We start from the raw sequence: 15,801 nt of genomic DNA, 5'->3' as shown, positions 1-15,801 counted from the left end.
ACCTCGATACGTCGGTCGCGCGGCTACTCGACCTGGCCGCTTCCTCGTCGCCCGAGCGAGCTCGGGCGACGGGGCGGCTCAGAACACGTTGAGCGGCCGGAACTGCACCGAGACCCGCGGACCGGCATGGGCGACCTTGGGTACGGCGTGCTCCCAGGTGCGCTGGCAGGACCCGCCCATCACGACCAGGTCGCCGTGGGCCATCTCGACCACGACCGCGTCGCCGCCGTTGCGGGGCCGAAGGTGCAGCTTGCGGGGGTCGCCGAGGGAGACGATCGCGACCATCGTGTCGTGGGTCTTGCCGCGGCCGATGGTGTCGCCGTGCCAGGCGACGCTGTCGCGGCCGTCGCGGTAGTAGCAGCATCCCGCTGTCCGGAACGGCTCGCCCAGCTCGGACAGGTAGTGCTCGCTGAGCGCGTCGCGCGCCTCGTCCAGCCCGGGGTGGGGGAGCGGGTCGCCGATCAGGTAGGTGTGCACGAGCCGGGGTACGTCGACGACGCGGTCGTACATCTGGCGGCGCTCGGCGCGCCACGGTACGTCGGCGACCAGCCGCGCGAACACGTCGTCGGCGTCCGGGACCCAGGCGGGCAGGACGTCGACCCACGCGCCGCGGGACAGCTCGCGGCGCTCCAGGCGGGAGAAGTCGGTGACCCCGGCGGGGGCCGCCTGGAACAGCGAGCTCTGGAAGTCCATGATCCGATCGTATCGAACAGACTTTCGATACGCGAGGGGTGAGCTCAGGGACCGCTCGGGGTCAACCCGGTGGCGCACTGTCGGTGGGACACGCGAGCATCTGGTCATGACCGCCGCCCCCGAGACTCCGACGATCGCCTGCCGGGTCCGCAACCTCACCAAGACCTACGGCACCGGGCAGGCGCAGGTGCGGGCCCTCGACGACGTCACGGTCGACATCCACGCGGGCGAGTTCACCGCGGTGATGGGGCCGAGCGGCTCCGGCAAGTCCACCCTGATGCACTGCCTGGCGGCTCTCGACACCGCCGACAGCGGTCAGGTCTTCGTCGGCGACCAGGAGCTCAGCAGCCTCGACGACAAGGCGCTGACCCGGCTGCGCCGCGACGAGATCGGCTTCGTCTTCCAGTCCTTCAACCTGGTGCCGACGCTCAGCGCCGAGGAGAACCTCCTGCTCCCGCTGGCCATCGCGGGCCGCAAGCCCGATCCGGAGTGGTACGCCGCGGTCGTGGACACCGTCGGCATCCGCGACCGGCTGCGCCACAAGCCCAACGAGCTCTCGGGCGGCCAGCAGCAGCGGGTCGCGGTCGCGCGGGCCCTGGTCAGCCGGCCGCAGATCGTCTTCGCCGACGAGCCGACCGGCAACCTCGACTCGCGCTCGGGTGCCGAGGTGCTGGAGCTGCTGCGCCGCAGCGCCGAGCTGGGCCAGACGATCGTGATGGTGACCCACGACCCGGTGGCGGCGTCGTACACCGACCGGGTCGTCTTCCTCGCCGACGGCCGGGTCGTCGACGAGCTGCGCTCGCCGACTCGCGAGCAGGTCCTCGACGTCATGACCCGGATGACGGCGTAGGGGACCGGGCCGATGCTCCGCGCCGCCCTCAAGAGCCTCCTCGGGCGCAAGGTGCGCCTGCTGATGAGCACGTTCGCCATCGTGCTCGGAGTCGCGTTCGTCGCGGGGACGCTGGTCTTCTCCGACACCCTGAACCGCAGCTTCACGGCGCTGTTCGCCTCGACGGTCGGCGACGTCGTCGTCCGACCCGAGGGCGCGATGACGGCGATGGGCGACCTGTCCACGCAGACGGTCCCGGCGGACCTCGTCGACCGGCTGGCACAGGTCGAGGGCGCCGAGCGCGTCGACGGCAACGTCTCGGCGATGAACGTCGTCGTGCTCGACACCGACGACAAGGTCGTCGGCGGCTTCGGTCCGCCGTCACTGGGGTCGAACTGGACCGGCGCCCCGGCCGGACACGGTCTCGAGGGCCTCGTCATCACCGAGGGCCGCGAGCCCGCCGGCGGCGGGGAGGTCGTGCTCGACGAGAGCACGGCCGAGAAGGCCGGCTACGGGCTGGGCGACGCCGTCTCGCTCAACACCGCGGGCGCCACCGCGACCCTGGCGCCCACCCTGGTCGGGATCGCCGGCTTCCCGGAGGGCGGCTCTCTCAACGGGGCGACGCTGGCCGTCTTCGACACCGTGACCGCCCAGGACCTCTTCCTGGCCGGCGCGGACGCCTACTCCGACCTCTGGGTCACCGCCGGGGACGGGGTCTCCCAGGAGGACCTGCGCGAGCGGGTCGAGGCCGAGCTGCCCGACGGGCTGGAGGCGGTCACCGGCGACGACGCCGCCGACGAGGCGGCCTCCGACCTGCTCGAGGCGATCTCGTTCCTCACCACCTTCCTGCTGGTCTTCGCCGGCATCGCCCTGGTCGTCGGCGCCTTCCTGATCGTCAACACGTTCTCGATCCTGGTCGCCCAGCGCAGCCGCGAGCTCGCGCTGCTGCGCGCCCTGGGCGCCTCCAAACGGCAGGTGCTCGGCTCGGTCCAGCTCGAGGCGCTGGTGCTCGGCCTGCTCGGGGCGACCCTGGGGCTGGGGCTCGGGGTGCTGCTCGCGATCGGGCTGCGCGCCGTCTTCGCCCAGGTCGGGCTCGACCTGTCCGGTCAGCCGCTGATCTTCGCGCCGCGGACCGTCGTGGCGGCGTACGCCATCGGGGTGGTGGTCACCATGGCCGCCGCACTGCTCCCGGCGCTGCGCACCACCCGGATCGCGCCGGTGCAGGCGCTGCGCGACGACATCGTGCTGCCGGAGTCGACCATCCAGCGCCGCCTCCAGGTGGGGGTGGTGCTCGTCGCCGCCGGCCTGGCCTCGCTCTTCGCCGGCCTCGGCGACATCGTCGAGGTGCCGCACGGCGGCTGGTTCGTCGGCGCCGGCGTACTCGCGATCCTGCTCGGCGTCGCGGCCGCGAGCCCGGTCATCAGCCGACCGTTCCTCGCGCTGGCCCGCACGGTCTTCGCCCGGCTGTTCGGGACCGTCGGCAACCTCGCCGGCCAGAACTCCCTGCGCAACCCCCGTCGTACGACCGCGACGGCCTCCGCGCTGATGATCGGCCTCGCCCTGGCCTGCACGATGGCGATCGTCGGCGACTCCGCCAAGGCCTCGGTCGACAAGTCCATCGAGGAGAACTTCGTCGGCGACTTCGTCGTGAGCAACGTGGTCGCCGGGTCGTTCTCGCCCGAGGTCGCCGAACGGCTCTCGGCGGTCGAGGGCGTCGTCCGGGTGGTCCGCCAGCGCTACACCGGCGGCACGATCGACGGCTCGCCGCAGGGTCTGGTCGGCATCGACGCCGACGGCGCCGAGTTCCTCGAGCTCCGGGCCGCCGCCGGTGACGTCACCGCGTTGCGCGACGACACCGTGCTGCTGCAGGAGACCTTCGCCGACGACGAGGGACTCGAGGTCGGTGACGACCTGGAGATCGAGATGCCCACCGGTGAGCAGCGCTGGGAGGTCGTCGGCATCTACGAGGACAACCCGGTGCTGTTCTTCCCGGTCGTCACCACGGTCGAGACGCTCCTGGCGACGGGCGCGCAGGACAAGGACAACGCGCTGATCATCGATGTCGACGAGTCCGCGACCGGGGTCGGGCAGCGGCTGGAGGAGGCGATCGCCGACCTGCCGATCGTCACGGTCAAGAACCAGGTCGAGTTCGCCGAGGAGCAGCGCGAGCCGATCGACCAGTTCGTGCTGCTGATCTTCGCACTGCTCGCCCTGGCCCTGGTGATCGCCGTGCTCGGCATCGTCAACACCCTCGCCCTCTCCGTCATCGAGCGCACCCGCGAGGTCGGGCTGCTGCGCGCGATCGGGCTCTCGCGCCGCCAGCTGCGCTGGATGATCACCCTCGAGTCGGTGGTCATCTCCGTGCTCGGTGCCGTGCTGGGCGTGCTGCTGGGGGTGTTCTTCGGCATCGTGCTGATGTACGCGCTGCGCGACGAGGGCCTGGAGGTGATCAGCGTCCCGGCGGGCCAGCTCGCGGTCTTCCTGGGCCTCTCGGTGGCGATCGGCGTGCTCGCCGCGGTGCTCCCCGCCCGGCGGGCCGCCCGGCTCGACGTACTGCGGGCGATCGCGACCGAATAGCTGCCGGCTCGCTTCGCTCGCCGGGCTGTTGGTTCGGCCGATCAGGCTCGCTTCGCTCGCGATCGGCCGGGCAGATCCGGGATTTGGCTGACGGAGGGTGTCTAGTCCATCTACCCTCGCGCTTGTGGAGGAAGTACTGGTTCCGGACGGGCGCTCGCTCAAGCACGTACAGGTGCGTGAGTACGTCCGATCCCTGGTGACCGGTAGCGCCCCTGGATCGCCCGCTCCGTCCGAGCGTGAGCTGGTGCACCGCTTCGGCGTCGCCCGGATGACGGTGCGCCAAGCGATGGACGCCCTGGTCGTCGAGGGCCTGCTGGAGCGGATCCCCGGTCGCGGCACCTTCGTCGCGCGGCCGCGTCGTACCGCCAGCCGGATCACCAGCTACACCGAGGAGATGGCGCGCCGCGGCATGCTCGCCGAGTCGCAGACCCTCCTCGCCCGGCGCGAGCAGGCCGGCCCCGGCGTCGCCCGGGCGCTCAGCCTCACCGAGGGCGACGCGGTCATCCACTGGCGCCGGCTGCGCCGCGCCGACGGCGTCCCGATGTGCCTGGAGGACGCCTACCTCAACGAGGTGCTGCTGCCCGGCTTCCTGCAGGGCGGCATGCCCACCAGCCTGTACGACGCCCTCGAGTCGCGCGGCCTGCGTCCGTCGTGGGCCGAGGACTCCATCAACGCCGACGCGGGCAACCCCGAGGAGTGCGCCCTCCTCGAGATCGAGCCCGGGACCGCGGTCCTGCGGCACTCGCGCCGGGCGATCGCCGGCGACAAGATCGTCGAGGTCTCCCGCACGGTCTACCGCTCGGACCGGTTCACCCTGTGGGTGCAGCTCGGCCAGGACGGCTGAGCGCCCTACAGCTTCCCGAGAGCCGCGACCGGCTCGCCGGTCTCCTCGCACACCCAGACCGGGTCCGGTCCGCCGAGGTCGGGCTGGATGTAGAGGGTGTGCACCGGTCCGTCCTCACAGATCGAGCACACGGGCCACCGGCCGGCCGACTCGAACAGGGCGTCCTGGACGTCCTGGGCGACCAGCCCGGCGACGTACACCTCGCCCTCGGGCCACTGCTCGGCCCACCACTTCCGGGCGGAGACGGCGTCCTCGAGGGCACTGACCGCCGCCGCCGTCGCCTGACCCCGGGCTGACAGGTCCGCGAGCACCCGAGCCCGCGCATCGAACAGCAACGCGTTGTCCACAGCCCCATTGTGCTCGGGTTTCAAAGAGCGACCCGGCCGGGCACGCATCGGGCACCGGCCGCGTCGGGTGGCCGCGGGGCTCGGAGGCCGAGGATGGGTGGGAACGACGCAGGTGCAGAGGTGTTCGTGGAGCGGTGGGCCGACCTGCAGCGGCTGCCGCTGGTGATGGACGAGGTGGCCGAGCAGGCCGACCGGATCGTGGCGCACGCGACGACCTGGGTGGCCAACCGGGCCGGCTTCGAGCCGAGTCCCGTGTGCCTGCTCCGGCCGCTGGCCGAGGCCATGGAGGTGATCGGGACGGCCTTCGGCCGGATGGGGGACGAGTTCGCCGAGTCCTGGGCCGACGTCCGGACCGGGGTCGTGATCGCCGAGCGCGAGCTGGCTGGCTCCGACGCGCGCGCCGTCGAGGCCAGCGCCGCGATCTCCCGGGCCCTGGGCGGGGTGGCCTGAGATGCCGCTGCCGACCCTGGACCGGATCCCGCTGGAGGCGCCCGACAAGGGCCAGGCCCAGCTCACCCACGACGCCACCTTCACCGCCTGGGACGACGCGTTCACGACCATGCGCGACGTGGTCAACCACGGCATCGACGCCCTCAACCACGTCGGCGCCGGGCTGCCGCGACTGCCCGAGGAGAGCCTGGAGTCGCTGCTGATCCTGCCGCTCACCGGCGACTACGCGACCATCCAGCGCAATGCCGCAGCCTGCGTCGACGTCCGCGACGCCCTGCACGCCTGGGGCGACAACATCCTGCGGATCTCGCTCGCCGTCGACCCGGCCTGGCACGGCCAGGCGGCCGCGGCGTACCTCCTCCGCGTCAACGCCTTCGGCCTCGCCGCCCGGGGCATCGGCGAGACGGTGCGGCTCGGTGCGATCGTGTTCGAGGAGATCGCGAAGGTCTCCGAGCGGATCGGCATCGAGGTCGAGCGGCTGGTCGTCGAGCTCGGCAAGACCCTGGTCCGTCTCGGGCGGCGGCTCCTGTCGAAGATCGCCGGCCCCGGCGGCTGGGCGGCGTTCGCGGGGGAACTGCTGCTGAAGGGGCTGGACGCCGTCACCGACATCATCGACGACGTACGACGGGTCCTGGAGCTGATCGACCACCTGCGCGAGCTCCGCGACGTGGTCGTCGACTGGGTCGAGGAGCAGCGGCACCGCCTGGGGCTCTTCCGCGACCTCCCGTCGCTGGTGCGCTCGTGAGCGCGTCTCGCACGGCGGTCGAGACGGCCCTGACCCATGCCGCCGCGGCCACCGAGCGGGCCGCGGTCGTCTCGCGCGAGGCGCCCGTCGACCTGGCGGTGCAGGTCGCCCTCGCGGAGGCGGGCGCGGCGTCGGTCGACGTGGGGGAGCGCGCGATCGCCGACCGGGTCGGCCGTGGCCTGCTCGGTTGGGACGACGTGTGGCGCGACCCACAGGCGCTGGGCCCGGAGGGCGTCCGCCTGGTCCAGCGGGCGCTGGTCCTGGCTGCCCGCGAGATCGGCCGGGAGGCGCCCTGAGCGGGTGCCATGCTCAGGCGGGCCGACCCGTCACATTCTCGGCGTTTTCTGCGGTGTGCCGTCGCAACAGTGACGGATCGGTGGGGCGTCGTACGGCGTCCGCTCAGCGACCCGTCGATCCCGCCGCGACACGCCGCGAAAGGTGCCGAGAAAGTGACGGGTCGCCGGCCGGCGGGCCCTAGCATCGGGTCATGGGCGAGGTGCTCCTCGAGGTGACGGTGCTGCATCAGCGCGACGTCCCGGGCGCCTGCGAGGGCGGGGCCGACCGGCTGCACCTCGTCGCCGGGAGCCCGGACGACCCGACTTCCCCGGAGCCGGCCCTCGTGTCGGCGGTGGCCCGGGCCAGCGACGTACCCGTCTTCGTGCTGCTGCGGCTCAACGACTCCTGGACCACGACCGGGGGTGAGCTCGCCCGGCTGCTCGGCCTCGCCCACGACTACCTCGGCGCGGGTGCGGCGGGACTGTCGTGGGGGTTCCTGGACAGCCGGCTCGAGGTCGACACGGAGGTCTGCGCGCACCTCGCGGAGCGACTGCCCGGGGTGCCCTGGACCTTCCACGAGGCCTTCGACCACGTCCTGGAGCCGGGCCGCTCCTGGCAGCAGGTGCTGGACCTGCCCGGCCTGGTGGGAGTCCGGTCCGCGGGCTCGCCCCGCGGCATGGGCGTGGGCGGCGAGGACCTGCTCGCCACCGCGCAGTCCGACCCGGACGTCGCGCGGCTGCTGATGGCGGGCGGCGGGCTGCTCGCCGAGGACGTGCCGTGGCTGCTGCGGGCCGGGGTGCGGCAGTTCCACCTGGACCTGCAGGCACGTCCCGGGGCGACGTACAAGTCGTACGTCGACGCGGGCCACGTCCGCTCCTGGCGCCGGCTGCTGGACGACTCGCTGCAGCGCATCTGAGACCCTGTCGGGGAGATGACGATCCTCATCGACCCGCCGAACGTCCCCGCCCACGGCCGCTTCTGGTCCCACCTCGCCAGCGACGAGTCGTACGACGAGCTGCACGCCTTCGCGCGCACCCTCGGCATCCCCGAGCGCGGCTTCGATCGCGACCACTACGACGTCCCCGCCGAGTGGTACGACGACGTGCTGGCCGCCGGCGCGCTCGCGGTCAGCTCCCGCGTGCTCGTGGCCCGGTTGATCGCCGCCGGCCTGCGCCGCCGCAAGCCCCAGCGCCCCCGCTGACCCGCGATAGGGGAGCGGGGAGGTCAGTCGGGCCAGAGGCGGCGGGCCCGGCGGGTCAGGTCGGCGCGGAGGGTGGGCAGGTCGGCGCCGGTGAGGTGGCCGTCGCGGACGACGTACTCACCACCGACCAGGACGTGGCGGGCCGAGCGCTCGGGTCCGAGGACCAGGGCCGCGAGCGGGTCGAGTACGTCGGCGACGTCGTCGCCGGGCCACACCACCAGATCGGCGCGCAGGCCGGGCTCCAGCAGCCCGATGTCGGATCGGCCCAGGCAGGCGGCGCCGCCGACGGTGCCGAGCGCGAGCGCGTCGACGGGCAGGAACGCGGTCGGGTCGAGGTCGCGCTGACGGGCCAGGAAGAGCGCCATTCGCAGCTCCGGCATCAGGGTGCCGATCTCGTTGGAGGCGACTCCGTCCACGCCCAGCCCGACCGGCACCCCGGCGGCGACCAGGTCGCGGACCCGGGCGATGCCGGCGCCGAGCCGGCTGTTGCTGGACGGGCAGTGGGCGACCCCGGTGCGGGCCTCGCCCAGGCGGACCACCTCGCGGTCGGAGAAGTGGATGCCGTGGGCGACCCAGACGTCGGAGTCGATCCAGCCCAGGTCGTCGAGGAGCTCCAGCGGCCGCTTCCCGAAGCGGGCGAGGGAGTCGCGCTCCTCGTCCAGGGTCTCGGCGAGGTGGGTGTGCAGCCGGATGCCGAGCCGGCGGCCCAGCGCGGCCGTCTCGCGCATCAGCTCGGGGGTGACGCTGAACGGGCTGCACGGGGCGGCGGTCACGAACAGCATCTCCCCGTCGTGCAGGCGGGCGTGCACGGCCTCGGTGGAGGCCAGGATCGCGTCCAGGTCCTCGACGACGGAGTCGGGCGGCAGTCCGCCGCGGCTCTCGCCGAGGTCCATCGAGCCGCGGGCGATGTGCGTGCGGATGCCGATCGAGCGGGCCGCCGCCGCGATCGCGTCGAAGACCGAGTCGTCGCCGCCCGGCACGAGGTAGTGGTGGTCCGCGGCCGTCGTACACCCCGAGAGCGCGAGCTCGGCCAGCGCGACCCGGGCAGCGGCCTCGACGTCCTCGGGGCTCAGCCGTGCCCACACCGGGTAGAGCGTCTGCAGCCAGCCGAACAGCGTGCTGTCGACGGCCCAGCCGCGGGTCAGCCACTGGTAGAAGTGGTGGTGGGTGTTGACCAGGCCCGGCGTGAGGAGGTCGCCGTCGCAGGCGATCACCACGTCACCGTCCAGCGCCGGCACCACGCCGACGGCGGTGATCAGCCCGTCCTCGAAGGCCACGTCGCCCGGCCAGCGAGCGCCGCGCAGCACGGTGCGGGTCATGGGGCGAGCCCGTCGAGCTCCGCCAGCTCGCGCTCCAGGTTGGCGCGAGCCGCCGCCTCCCAGCGCTCGCGGGCGTAGGCGGTGTGGAACAGGTGCTCCTTGTCGGCGAGGCTCGCGAGCACCTGCGTGCGCCCGTCGCGGAACACGTCGTCGTCGAGGTGGGCGTACTCCCGCCGCACCGCCGAGGTGTACGACGCGTACCGGTCGGCCGGCGCGGCCAGGATCGCCAGGTCGGCGTCGGAGAGCGCGCAGCCGTTCGGGTCGTCGTCGGCCGGCCGGTGGGTCTCGGTCAGCCGCACGAGCCGGGCGACCTCCTCGACCACCCCGGCCTCGACCAGGCCCGGGAGGGCGTCCTCGGCCCAGGTCGCGGAGCGCTCCTCGGCGTCGCGCTCCCCGTCGTACACCGCGTCGTGGAACCACGCGGCGAGCACCACGGGGCCCACGTCGTACGGCGTCCCCGCCGCGGCGAGCTCGTCGAGGCGGTCCAGCACCTCGGCGAGGTGTCGCGTGTCGTGGTAGCCGCGCGTCTCCTCGGCGTACGCCGCGAGCAGCTGGTCACGCAGGTCGGTCGAACCGGAAAGGGGCCATCTGTCACCGAGGTCCACGCACCCATCTAAGCAAGAGAGCGCTACGGTGACGCAAAACCAGAACTTGTTACAGAAATGGGATGGACATGGCAGCGAGCAACGAACGCATCCGCGAGGTCGTCGAGCAGTACGTCGCGCTGGTCGCGAGCGGTACGTCGGCCCAGATCGTGGACCTGTACGCCGAGGGTGCCACCGTCGAGGACCCGGTCGGCACCGACGTGCTGACGACCCGGGAGCAGATCGCGGCGTTCTACGCGACCCTGGACGGCCTCGAGCAGGAGACCCGGCTGGTCGAGCTGCGGATCGCGGGCGGCGAGGCGGTCTTCCACTTCGAGATCACCACCAAGGTCGGCGACGCCCGCTACGTGCTGGCGCCCTTCGACGCGATGACCTTCGACGACGACGGGCTGATCACGTCGATGCGGGCGTTCTGGAGCGACACCGACATGGTGGTGAGCTAGCTCAGACCCGCATGGCCGGCAGGCTCAGCGCCGCGGAGGAACCGAAGTCGGCCGCGGCCGAGTGGAGCCGGGGCGCGCGGCGCGGCCGGTCGTCGACCGGGAGGGCCAGGTCGCCGAGGTCGTGCCACGCGTCGTCGCGGACGCTCAGCCCGCCCAGGTGCGGCCGCAGGTGGTCGTTGCTCGCGGGTGCGGGCCGGACCACCAGCTGCAGGCCGGGCATGGTCGCGAGCGCCTCGAAGGCGAAGTGGCCGCTGGTCTCGGTGCGGGTCCGGCCGACCAGGTGACCGTCTGCGTCGAGCAGCCGGACGCGGGCGCCGGAGAGCGGCACCGTCGGGTCGGCGCCGTCGACGACACGACCCTGGAGCACGCCGGTCGGGGTCTCGCCGACCCGGTCGGCGGCGGGCCGACGGGTCGCGCGGGTGTCGCGTGACTCGCGGGTCAGTCGCTGGTCGACCTCGGAGACGTAGCCGGACCTGACCACGACGGCGGCGGTGCTGGAGGTGAGCCGCCTCGGGTCGGACTCCGAGCGCTCGTCGGTGACCTGGACGAAGTAGCGACCGGCCGGCACCCGCAGGGACCAGGCGCCGGCGTACGACCGCTTGCGGCCCAGGCAGCGGCCGTCGACGTCGTACCACCGGATCTGGACGACGCACGGCCCCGGGGCCTGGATCCTGCCGCGGATGCATCCCCGCTGCTCCGTGCTCCTGACCTGCTCCGCCCTCATGGCCCTCTCCCGCGAACTGGTGCCGAGGCGCCGATCGCCCCGATGGGACGAACCTAGGAAGCGGGGATCAAGACGGCGGCGGGAATTCGTCAGGTCTCGCGCAAGAAAGCCGCAAGGAGCGGTCGAGGCTAGGCGCAGGCCGGGTCGGTCTCGCCCGCGGCCCAGGGGAGTACGACGTCGCCGACCGCCGTCGCCCGGCCGGTCGTCACCGCGATCGCCGAGACCTGAGCACGCTCGAACTTGCAGTACGGCGCCGTCTTCCGGGCTCCCGGAGTCACCACGACCGACAGGCCGCCCTGGGTCGCCAACCGGCCGCCGAAGCGGAACGCCCCGCTGCTGGTGCTCGTCGTCTCGCCCACGGGCACGCCGGCCCCGTTGAAGAGCTGGACCCGGGCATCGCCGACGGGCATGGTCGTGGTGCTGGAGCGGAAGACCAGCCGGCCGGTCACCGAGGCGCCGCGCCTGGTCAGCCGGAAGCTGCCGAAGGCGGCCCGGTTCGAGCGGACCTTGCCGTTCGTCACGTTGCCGGTGCGGCCGAAGTAGTCGCCGACGTCCGGGACGATGAGCTTGTACCGGCCCGGGTAGAGCCCGGTGAACGTGACGCTGCCGCGGCGCGAGGTGGCGGTCCACCACTGTCCCGTCTTCTTGCTCACCGCGGTCACGGCGATCCGGCCCTTGATCGGCTGGCCGCCGGCGTACAGGTCGACCAGCAGGCTCCCGGCGCGCTTCTTCAGACTGATCCGGGTGTTGCGGACGGTGCCTGCCTTGATCCGGCCGACGAACACGCTCTTGTCGACCCAGTCGCCCTTCCGGTCGAAGGTGAAGACGGAGTACTTGCCGGGCGCCAGGCCGCCGATGGCGAACTGGCCCGCGCTATTTGCCCGGGTCTCGAACGACTGCTCGTCCCGGTTGGCCGCGACGACGCGGGCGCCCTTGGCCACCCGGCCGCCGGCAAAGGCGGTGCCGGTCACGGCGCCGCCGCGCTTCATCCGCACGTTCTTGACCGTCGTCGACCCGGCGCGGACCCGGACCTTCACGTTGGTCGGCGCGAACTTGCGCACGTCGTACGACGGAGCCCCGTCGACGAACTGCAGCCAGTAGGTCCCGGGACCGAGGTTGAGCTGGTAGGCGCCGCCGCGCACCTTGCGGGCGCCGAGGTAGGACCAGTCCCGCGTGAACCACCGCACGGTCCCCTTCGGGAGCTGCTTGCTGCCCGTCACGATGTTGCCCCGGACCTTGCCGGTGGTGGCCGCCTCGGCCGGAGCCGCGGCGCCGACCGCGAGCAGCAGCGAGGCGAGCAGCCCGACGAGGGCGACCAGGACGAGGCCGGTACGGCGGGCGGTGACGGTGGTCCCCATGTTCATGAGCTCCGAGCAGGCAGGCGGCAGGGTCGTGGTCATCGTAGGTCGGGGTGCCGACACGTCTCCTGAAGGCCGGCGCAGGGTTCGCTCAAGATCCGGGCGGTCGCATCGCCCACCGGATCGTGCCGGTGGCCGCAGCGCCGAGGCCGCGGACGACGGTGCGCTCGGAGACCGGCAGCCACGGCAGTCGCAGCGGCAGCCGGGTCCAAGCCGGCATCAGGGCGACGGCGGCGGCGACCAGGACGGCGTACGGCGCCCGCGCGGCGAGCGGCAGCGGCGGGTGCACCAGCACGTAGCGGACCGCCTCGCGGGCCTCGGCGGTGCCGCGCAGCTCGGGACGGTACGACGCGAGCACCTCCCGCAGCCCGGCCTCGGTGGTCGGCGGGTCGAGGACCCCGAGCCGGCGCGCCACGACGGCGGTCTGCGCGACGTACTCGTCACGCTCGGCGCCCCGCAACGGCTCCGCGCCGTACACGGTGTGCGCCCGCAGGAAGCTGTCGATCTCGGCGACGTGCACCCACAGGAGCAGATGCGGGTCGGAGGCGGCGTACGGCGTGCCGTCGGGCATCGTGCCGGTGACCCGCTCGTGGATGCGGCGTACGACGCCGATGGTCCGGTCGACGTCCTCGACGTGGCCGAAGGTCGTGGTGGCGATGAAGGTGCTGGTGCGGGCCAGCCGCCCCCACATGTCGCCGCGGTAGCCCGAGTGCTCGGCGACGCCGCGCATCGCGGCGGGATGCAGGGTCTGCAGGAGCAGCGCGCGGAGGCCGCCGACGAACATCGACGCGTCGCCGTGCACCCGGGTGACCGGACTGCCCGGCTCGTAGAGCCGCGGCCCGGGCCGGCCGTGGATGCGATCGCGCTCGCGGGGGCCGTCCGGTCCGGCGACCCGCTCGAAGAGGGCCGCGCCGAGCTTCGTGCGCAGGTCGATCACGCTGCCGACGATAGTTCGGCCGCCCAGCCCGGAGGGCGGACGACGAGGGGCCGGCTCGGGCTACCCGGCCCGGACCTTCTTCCCGACCTTCAGCGGGGCGTCGCTGTTGAAGGCCTTCACGCTGCCCCGGCGCAGGGCCTCGTCCATCGTGACGGTGTCGGCGTCCGCCATGGACATCAGGTCGCCCCTGACCAGGCCGGCGCCGACCCGGACCCACTTCGGCGAGCCGAGGCAGGTGCGCGGGACCGTGATCCGGATCCGGTCTCCGGAGGCGTCGAAGGAGATCCTCTTGCCTCGGCACGGCACGTCGGGGGTATCCGCGCCCGCGGCGTCGTCGGTGAGGGTGAACATCTTCAGGTCGGCGCTCCGCAGGTACGTGACCGAGTAGTCGCCCTCGGGCGTCACGAGCCGGCCCACCACCGCGTGGTCGCCGCCCTTGAGGTCCCGGACGACCAGCGTCACGGTCACCTTCCCGGGGCCGTGGTTCACCTTGAGCCGGGTGATGTCGGTGGCCTGGTCGGATGGGTCCTCGACCGCCCCGTCACCGGCCGCCGAGCCGCGCACGACGTCGCCCTTGGCGTCCCGGTGGGACCAGGAGCCGGCCTGGGCCGATCCGGCGGCGACGACGGGCGTCGCGAGCAGGGTCAGGGCGGTGAGGAGGGTGGCGACGCGTACGCGCCGACGGGAGCTGCGGATCACGGGGGTCCTTAACCTTCGAGGTCTGGTCGAACTCGAAGGTTAGGGACCTGTGCTTGCGCCCGCCGGGATTCCCCGAACCTTCACGGACCGGTACAGACGTCCGGCAGCTCAGCCCAGCCCGGCCGCGGCGACGACCAGGGCGACGATGACGGCGACCACCACGCTCAGGGTCACGACCAGTGCGAGGACGCCGGGCCGCTTCTGGCGCTCGGGCCCGATCCGGCCGCGACTGAACTGGTGCAGAGGTGCCGCGTAGAACACCGGCACCGTCTGCCCCGGCGCGACGTCGATGTCGATGGTGGCCTGGCCGTACTCCCGCAGCCAGGTGCAGCGGACGTCGATCCGGAGCCGGCCGGGGTGGACCGGCACGGGGTTGTCGCCGTACCGCACCGGCACCGGGTGGCCGTTCATCCAGACCTTCGGCGGGATCAGGCTGTTCGTCATCCAGCTGCCCTGGACGGTCAGCGCGACCCATCCGGTCGGCGGGGGCGGCGGTTGCTGGGGCGAGTACGGCGGCTGGGCGGGGATCGTCACGCGTCCAGCCTGCCCAGCGGGGTGGCCGTCATGCGTCGTGGTCGCCAGGTCGTACGACGTCCCGCCGCTTGGTCCATCGCGTCGATCAGCGAGTCTCCGACCGCGGCCGCTAGATGCGCCGCTGGGCCGCCGACACGAGCTCCGTCGCAGCGCGTTCGGCCGACACCACTGCGGCCACGTGACCGGTCGCGCCTCGTACCTGTTCCGGTTCCGGTCGCGGCGCATCTGCTCGTAGTGCTGCGCCGCACCGCTCGCGGGCGGCTTGTCGAACACCACCGCCAGGAAACGTCCCAGTGCTTCGTGCTGCCCTGGGCCCGACCTGGTCCGATAGCCATAGGCGGCGAGCATCGCCTCGCCGGCGTCGTGAGCGGCGTCGTAGGCGAGGTTGTACTTGTTGTGGGTCTTGGTCAGGTTCGGCACGTCGAGCAACGCGTCATCCGCCTGCCTGAGGAAGTCGCTCGCCCGGCTCAGGTCCGACGGCACCTTCTGGATCCGGCCGGACGTCTCCAGCACATCGAGTGCGTCCTGCTGAGCGGTGGTCAGTGGCGTGAGGGCCATTCGCCGGCTCCGATGAGGGGGATGGTCGGACTGCTTCTCAGGTTCGTGAGGAAGCCGGAGTCAGCCTGCCACTCGTCGGGGGTCATGATGACCGGATTCACAGGCCTGCCCACGGCTTCGCCGACGCTGCGGCACGCGGCGTACACGGCCTCCGCATCGGGCTGGCCGACGACCATCACGTCGATGTCTTCCGGCGGAGGTCCATCGATGCCGCGGCTTCGCGCCGCGTAGGACCCGAACACGAGCGCGATGTCGATGCCGCTGAGGGACCCGAGCTCTCTCGTGAGAAGCGGAACCGGTCCAGCGGCGACCATGACCAGGCTGCGGACCGGCGAGGTCAGCGGGCTGGCGGGGTTGGGGCGGACCAACCGCGCCCGGCCCACACGTCGTTCTTGCAGCAGCCCGACCTGCAGCAGCCGTTCGATCTCCCGGTGAGTCGACCCGTACGCCGTACCGGTGCGTTCGCTGAGCTCGCTGAGGCTGAGCTCGCCATCGGAAGCCAGGAAGAGCTCCGCGAGGAGGCGGGCCTGCGCCTCCGACCTGAACAGGGGCGCGATGGGGTCAGCCGAAGTTCTCACAATAATGGATAATATCATCCATTATTGCGATGGCTCGGGAGGTCGTACGACCTGGCCGCCTCGGCAACGAGCTCGGATGACGTC

The 15,801-nt window shown here is 72.6% G+C and carries 19 protein-coding genes; 9 read left to right on the top strand and 10 right to left on the bottom strand.

Annotated elements, in window-relative coordinates:
- Positions 1-78 precede the first annotated feature (78 nt).
- Complete coding sequence (locus MUB56_RS00740; RefSeq protein ID WP_244930010.1) at positions 79-693, bottom strand: alpha-ketoglutarate-dependent dioxygenase AlkB; 615 nt, start codon at positions 691-693, stop codon at positions 79-81.
- 106 nt (positions 694-799) lie between these two features.
- Here MUB56_RS00740 and MUB56_RS00735 point away from each other — a divergent pair, with 106 nt between their 5' ends.
- The 3 genes from MUB56_RS00735 to MUB56_RS00725 all read left to right on the top strand — a co-directional run bounded on the left by MUB56_RS00735 (position 800) and on the right by MUB56_RS00725 (position 4,943).
- Positions 800-1,543, top strand: a complete 744-nt coding sequence (locus MUB56_RS00735; protein ID WP_244930009.1) for an ABC transporter ATP-binding protein — start codon at positions 800-802, stop codon at positions 1,541-1,543.
- Between the two features lie 12 nt (positions 1,544-1,555).
- Positions 1,556-4,099 (top strand): ABC transporter permease, encoded by a 2,544-nt coding sequence (locus MUB56_RS00730; protein WP_244930008.1) that lies wholly within the window; start codon positions 1,556-1,558, stop codon positions 4,097-4,099.
- 124 nt (positions 4,100-4,223) lie between these two features.
- Positions 4,224-4,943 carry a GntR family transcriptional regulator gene (locus tag MUB56_RS00725; protein ID WP_244930007.1) on the top strand — a complete coding sequence of 240 codons (720 nt, stop codon included), beginning with the start codon at positions 4,224-4,226 and terminating at the stop codon, positions 4,941-4,943.
- A 5-nt stretch (positions 4,944-4,948) separates the two neighbouring features.
- Here MUB56_RS00725 and MUB56_RS00720 read toward each other — a convergent pair whose 3' ends face one another.
- Complete coding sequence (locus tag MUB56_RS00720; protein WP_244930006.1) at positions 4,949-5,290, bottom strand: hypothetical protein; 342 nt, start codon at positions 5,288-5,290, stop codon at positions 4,949-4,951.
- Positions 5,291-5,383: 93 nt separating this feature from the next.
- On the opposite strand from MUB56_RS00720, the gene MUB56_RS00715 reads away from it, so the two are divergent.
- From MUB56_RS00715 to MUB56_RS00695, 5 genes are all read left to right on the top strand, one after another.
- Positions 5,384-5,740, top strand: coding sequence for a hypothetical protein (locus tag MUB56_RS00715; RefSeq protein WP_244930005.1), 357 nt, complete (start codon positions 5,384-5,386; stop codon positions 5,738-5,740).
- A gap of 1 nt (position 5,741) precedes the next feature.
- On the top strand, positions 5,742-6,485 hold the full coding sequence (locus tag MUB56_RS00710) for a hypothetical protein (RefSeq protein WP_244930004.1): 744 nt from the start codon (positions 5,742-5,744) through the stop codon (positions 6,483-6,485).
- On the top strand, positions 6,482-6,781 hold the full coding sequence (locus tag MUB56_RS00705; protein WP_244930003.1) for a hypothetical protein: 300 nt from the start codon (positions 6,482-6,484) through the stop codon (positions 6,779-6,781). Before MUB56_RS00710 ends, MUB56_RS00705 begins: the two co-directional genes overlap by 4 nt.
- Positions 6,782-6,972: 191 nt before the next feature.
- Positions 6,973-7,677 carry a copper homeostasis protein CutC gene (locus MUB56_RS00700; RefSeq protein ID WP_244930002.1) on the top strand — a complete coding sequence of 235 codons (705 nt, stop codon included), beginning with the start codon at positions 6,973-6,975 and terminating at the stop codon, positions 7,675-7,677.
- Between the two features lie 15 nt (positions 7,678-7,692).
- Entirely contained in the window at positions 7,693-7,962 is a 270-nt protein-coding gene (locus MUB56_RS00695) for a DUF4031 domain-containing protein (RefSeq protein ID WP_244930001.1), read from the top strand.
- 23 nt (positions 7,963-7,985) lie between these two features.
- Here the strand turns inward: MUB56_RS00695 and MUB56_RS00690 are convergent, their stop codons facing one another.
- Positions 7,986-9,281, bottom strand: a complete 1,296-nt coding sequence (locus MUB56_RS00690) for an 8-oxoguanine deaminase (RefSeq protein WP_244930000.1) — start codon at positions 9,279-9,281, stop codon at positions 7,986-7,988.
- Positions 9,278-9,886: a hypothetical protein gene (locus MUB56_RS00685; protein ID WP_244929999.1), complete on the bottom strand. Its 609-nt coding sequence runs from the start codon at positions 9,884-9,886 to the stop codon at positions 9,278-9,280. The genes MUB56_RS00690 and MUB56_RS00685 overlap by 4 nt, the downstream gene beginning before the upstream one ends.
- A gap of 68 nt (positions 9,887-9,954) precedes the next feature.
- Here MUB56_RS00685 and MUB56_RS00680 point away from each other — a divergent pair, with 68 nt between their 5' ends.
- On the top strand, positions 9,955-10,329 hold the full coding sequence (locus MUB56_RS00680) for a nuclear transport factor 2 family protein (RefSeq protein WP_244929998.1): 375 nt from the start codon (positions 9,955-9,957) through the stop codon (positions 10,327-10,329).
- A 1-nt stretch (position 10,330) separates the two neighbouring features.
- On the opposite strand, the gene MUB56_RS00675 is transcribed toward MUB56_RS00680, so the two are convergent.
- The 6 genes from MUB56_RS00675 to MUB56_RS00650 form a co-directional block, all read right to left on the bottom strand.
- Positions 10,331-11,053, bottom strand: coding sequence for a carboxypeptidase-like regulatory domain-containing protein (locus MUB56_RS00675; RefSeq protein ID WP_244929997.1), 723 nt, complete (start codon positions 11,051-11,053; stop codon positions 10,331-10,333).
- 128 nt (positions 11,054-11,181) lie between these two features.
- Complete coding sequence (locus MUB56_RS00670) at positions 11,182-12,453, bottom strand: carboxypeptidase-like regulatory domain-containing protein (protein ID WP_244929996.1); 1,272 nt, start codon at positions 12,451-12,453, stop codon at positions 11,182-11,184.
- A gap of 49 nt (positions 12,454-12,502) precedes the next feature.
- Entirely contained in the window at positions 12,503-13,348 is an 846-nt protein-coding gene (locus MUB56_RS00665) for an oxygenase MpaB family protein (protein ID WP_244929995.1), read from the bottom strand.
- A 60-nt stretch (positions 13,349-13,408) separates the two neighbouring features.
- Complete coding sequence (locus MUB56_RS00660) at positions 13,409-14,047, bottom strand: hypothetical protein (RefSeq protein ID WP_244929994.1); 639 nt, start codon at positions 14,045-14,047, stop codon at positions 13,409-13,411.
- A 108-nt stretch (positions 14,048-14,155) separates the two neighbouring features.
- Positions 14,156-15,139, bottom strand: a complete 984-nt coding sequence (locus tag MUB56_RS00655) for a hypothetical protein (protein WP_244929993.1) — start codon at positions 15,137-15,139, stop codon at positions 14,156-14,158.
- Complete coding sequence (locus MUB56_RS00650) at positions 15,121-15,735, bottom strand: ArsR family transcriptional regulator (protein WP_244929992.1); 615 nt, start codon at positions 15,733-15,735, stop codon at positions 15,121-15,123. Before MUB56_RS00650 ends, MUB56_RS00655 begins: the two co-directional genes overlap by 19 nt.
- Positions 15,736-15,801: the final 66 nt, after the last annotated feature.

It is taken from the genome of Nocardioides sp. W7, from assembly GCF_022919075.1.
Classification (GTDB): Bacteria; Actinomycetota; Actinomycetes; order Propionibacteriales; family Nocardioidaceae; genus Nocardioides.
The sequence above is the reverse complement of the archived record's forward strand: the minus strand, read 5'-3'. Positions and strand labels throughout refer to the sequence as shown.

Coding starts and splice junctions, on each gene's coding strand:
- MUB56_RS00740 (WP_244930010.1), bottom strand. CDS start 693: ATGGACTTCCAGAGCTCGCTGTTCCAGGCGGCCCCCGCCGGGGTCACC.
- MUB56_RS00735 (WP_244930009.1), top strand. CDS start 800: ATGACCGCCGCCCCCGAGACTCCGACGATCGCCTGCCGGGTCCGCAAC.
- MUB56_RS00730 (WP_244930008.1), top strand. CDS start 1,556: ATGCTCCGCGCCGCCCTCAAGAGCCTCCTCGGGCGCAAGGTGCGCCTG.
- MUB56_RS00715 (WP_244930005.1), top strand. CDS start 5,384: ATGGGTGGGAACGACGCAGGTGCAGAGGTGTTCGTGGAGCGGTGGGCC.
- MUB56_RS00710 (WP_244930004.1), top strand. CDS start 5,742: ATGCCGCTGCCGACCCTGGACCGGATCCCGCTGGAGGCGCCCGACAAG.
- MUB56_RS00700 (WP_244930002.1), top strand. CDS start 6,973: ATGGGCGAGGTGCTCCTCGAGGTGACGGTGCTGCATCAGCGCGACGTC.
- MUB56_RS00695 (WP_244930001.1), top strand. CDS start 7,693: ATGACGATCCTCATCGACCCGCCGAACGTCCCCGCCCACGGCCGCTTC.
- MUB56_RS00690 (WP_244930000.1), bottom strand. CDS start 9,281: ATGACCCGCACCGTGCTGCGCGGCGCTCGCTGGCCGGGCGACGTGGCC.
- MUB56_RS00680 (WP_244929998.1), top strand. CDS start 9,955: ATGGCAGCGAGCAACGAACGCATCCGCGAGGTCGTCGAGCAGTACGTC.
- MUB56_RS00675 (WP_244929997.1), bottom strand. CDS start 11,053: ATGAGGGCGGAGCAGGTCAGGAGCACGGAGCAGCGGGGATGCATCCGC.
- MUB56_RS00670 (WP_244929996.1), bottom strand. CDS start 12,453: ATGACCACGACCCTGCCGCCTGCCTGCTCGGAGCTCATGAACATGGGG.
- MUB56_RS00655 (WP_244929993.1), bottom strand. CDS start 15,139: ATGGCCCTCACGCCACTGACCACCGCTCAGCAGGACGCACTCGATGTG.
- MUB56_RS00650 (WP_244929992.1), bottom strand. CDS start 15,735: ATGATATTATCCATTATTGTGAGAACTTCGGCTGACCCCATCGCGCCC.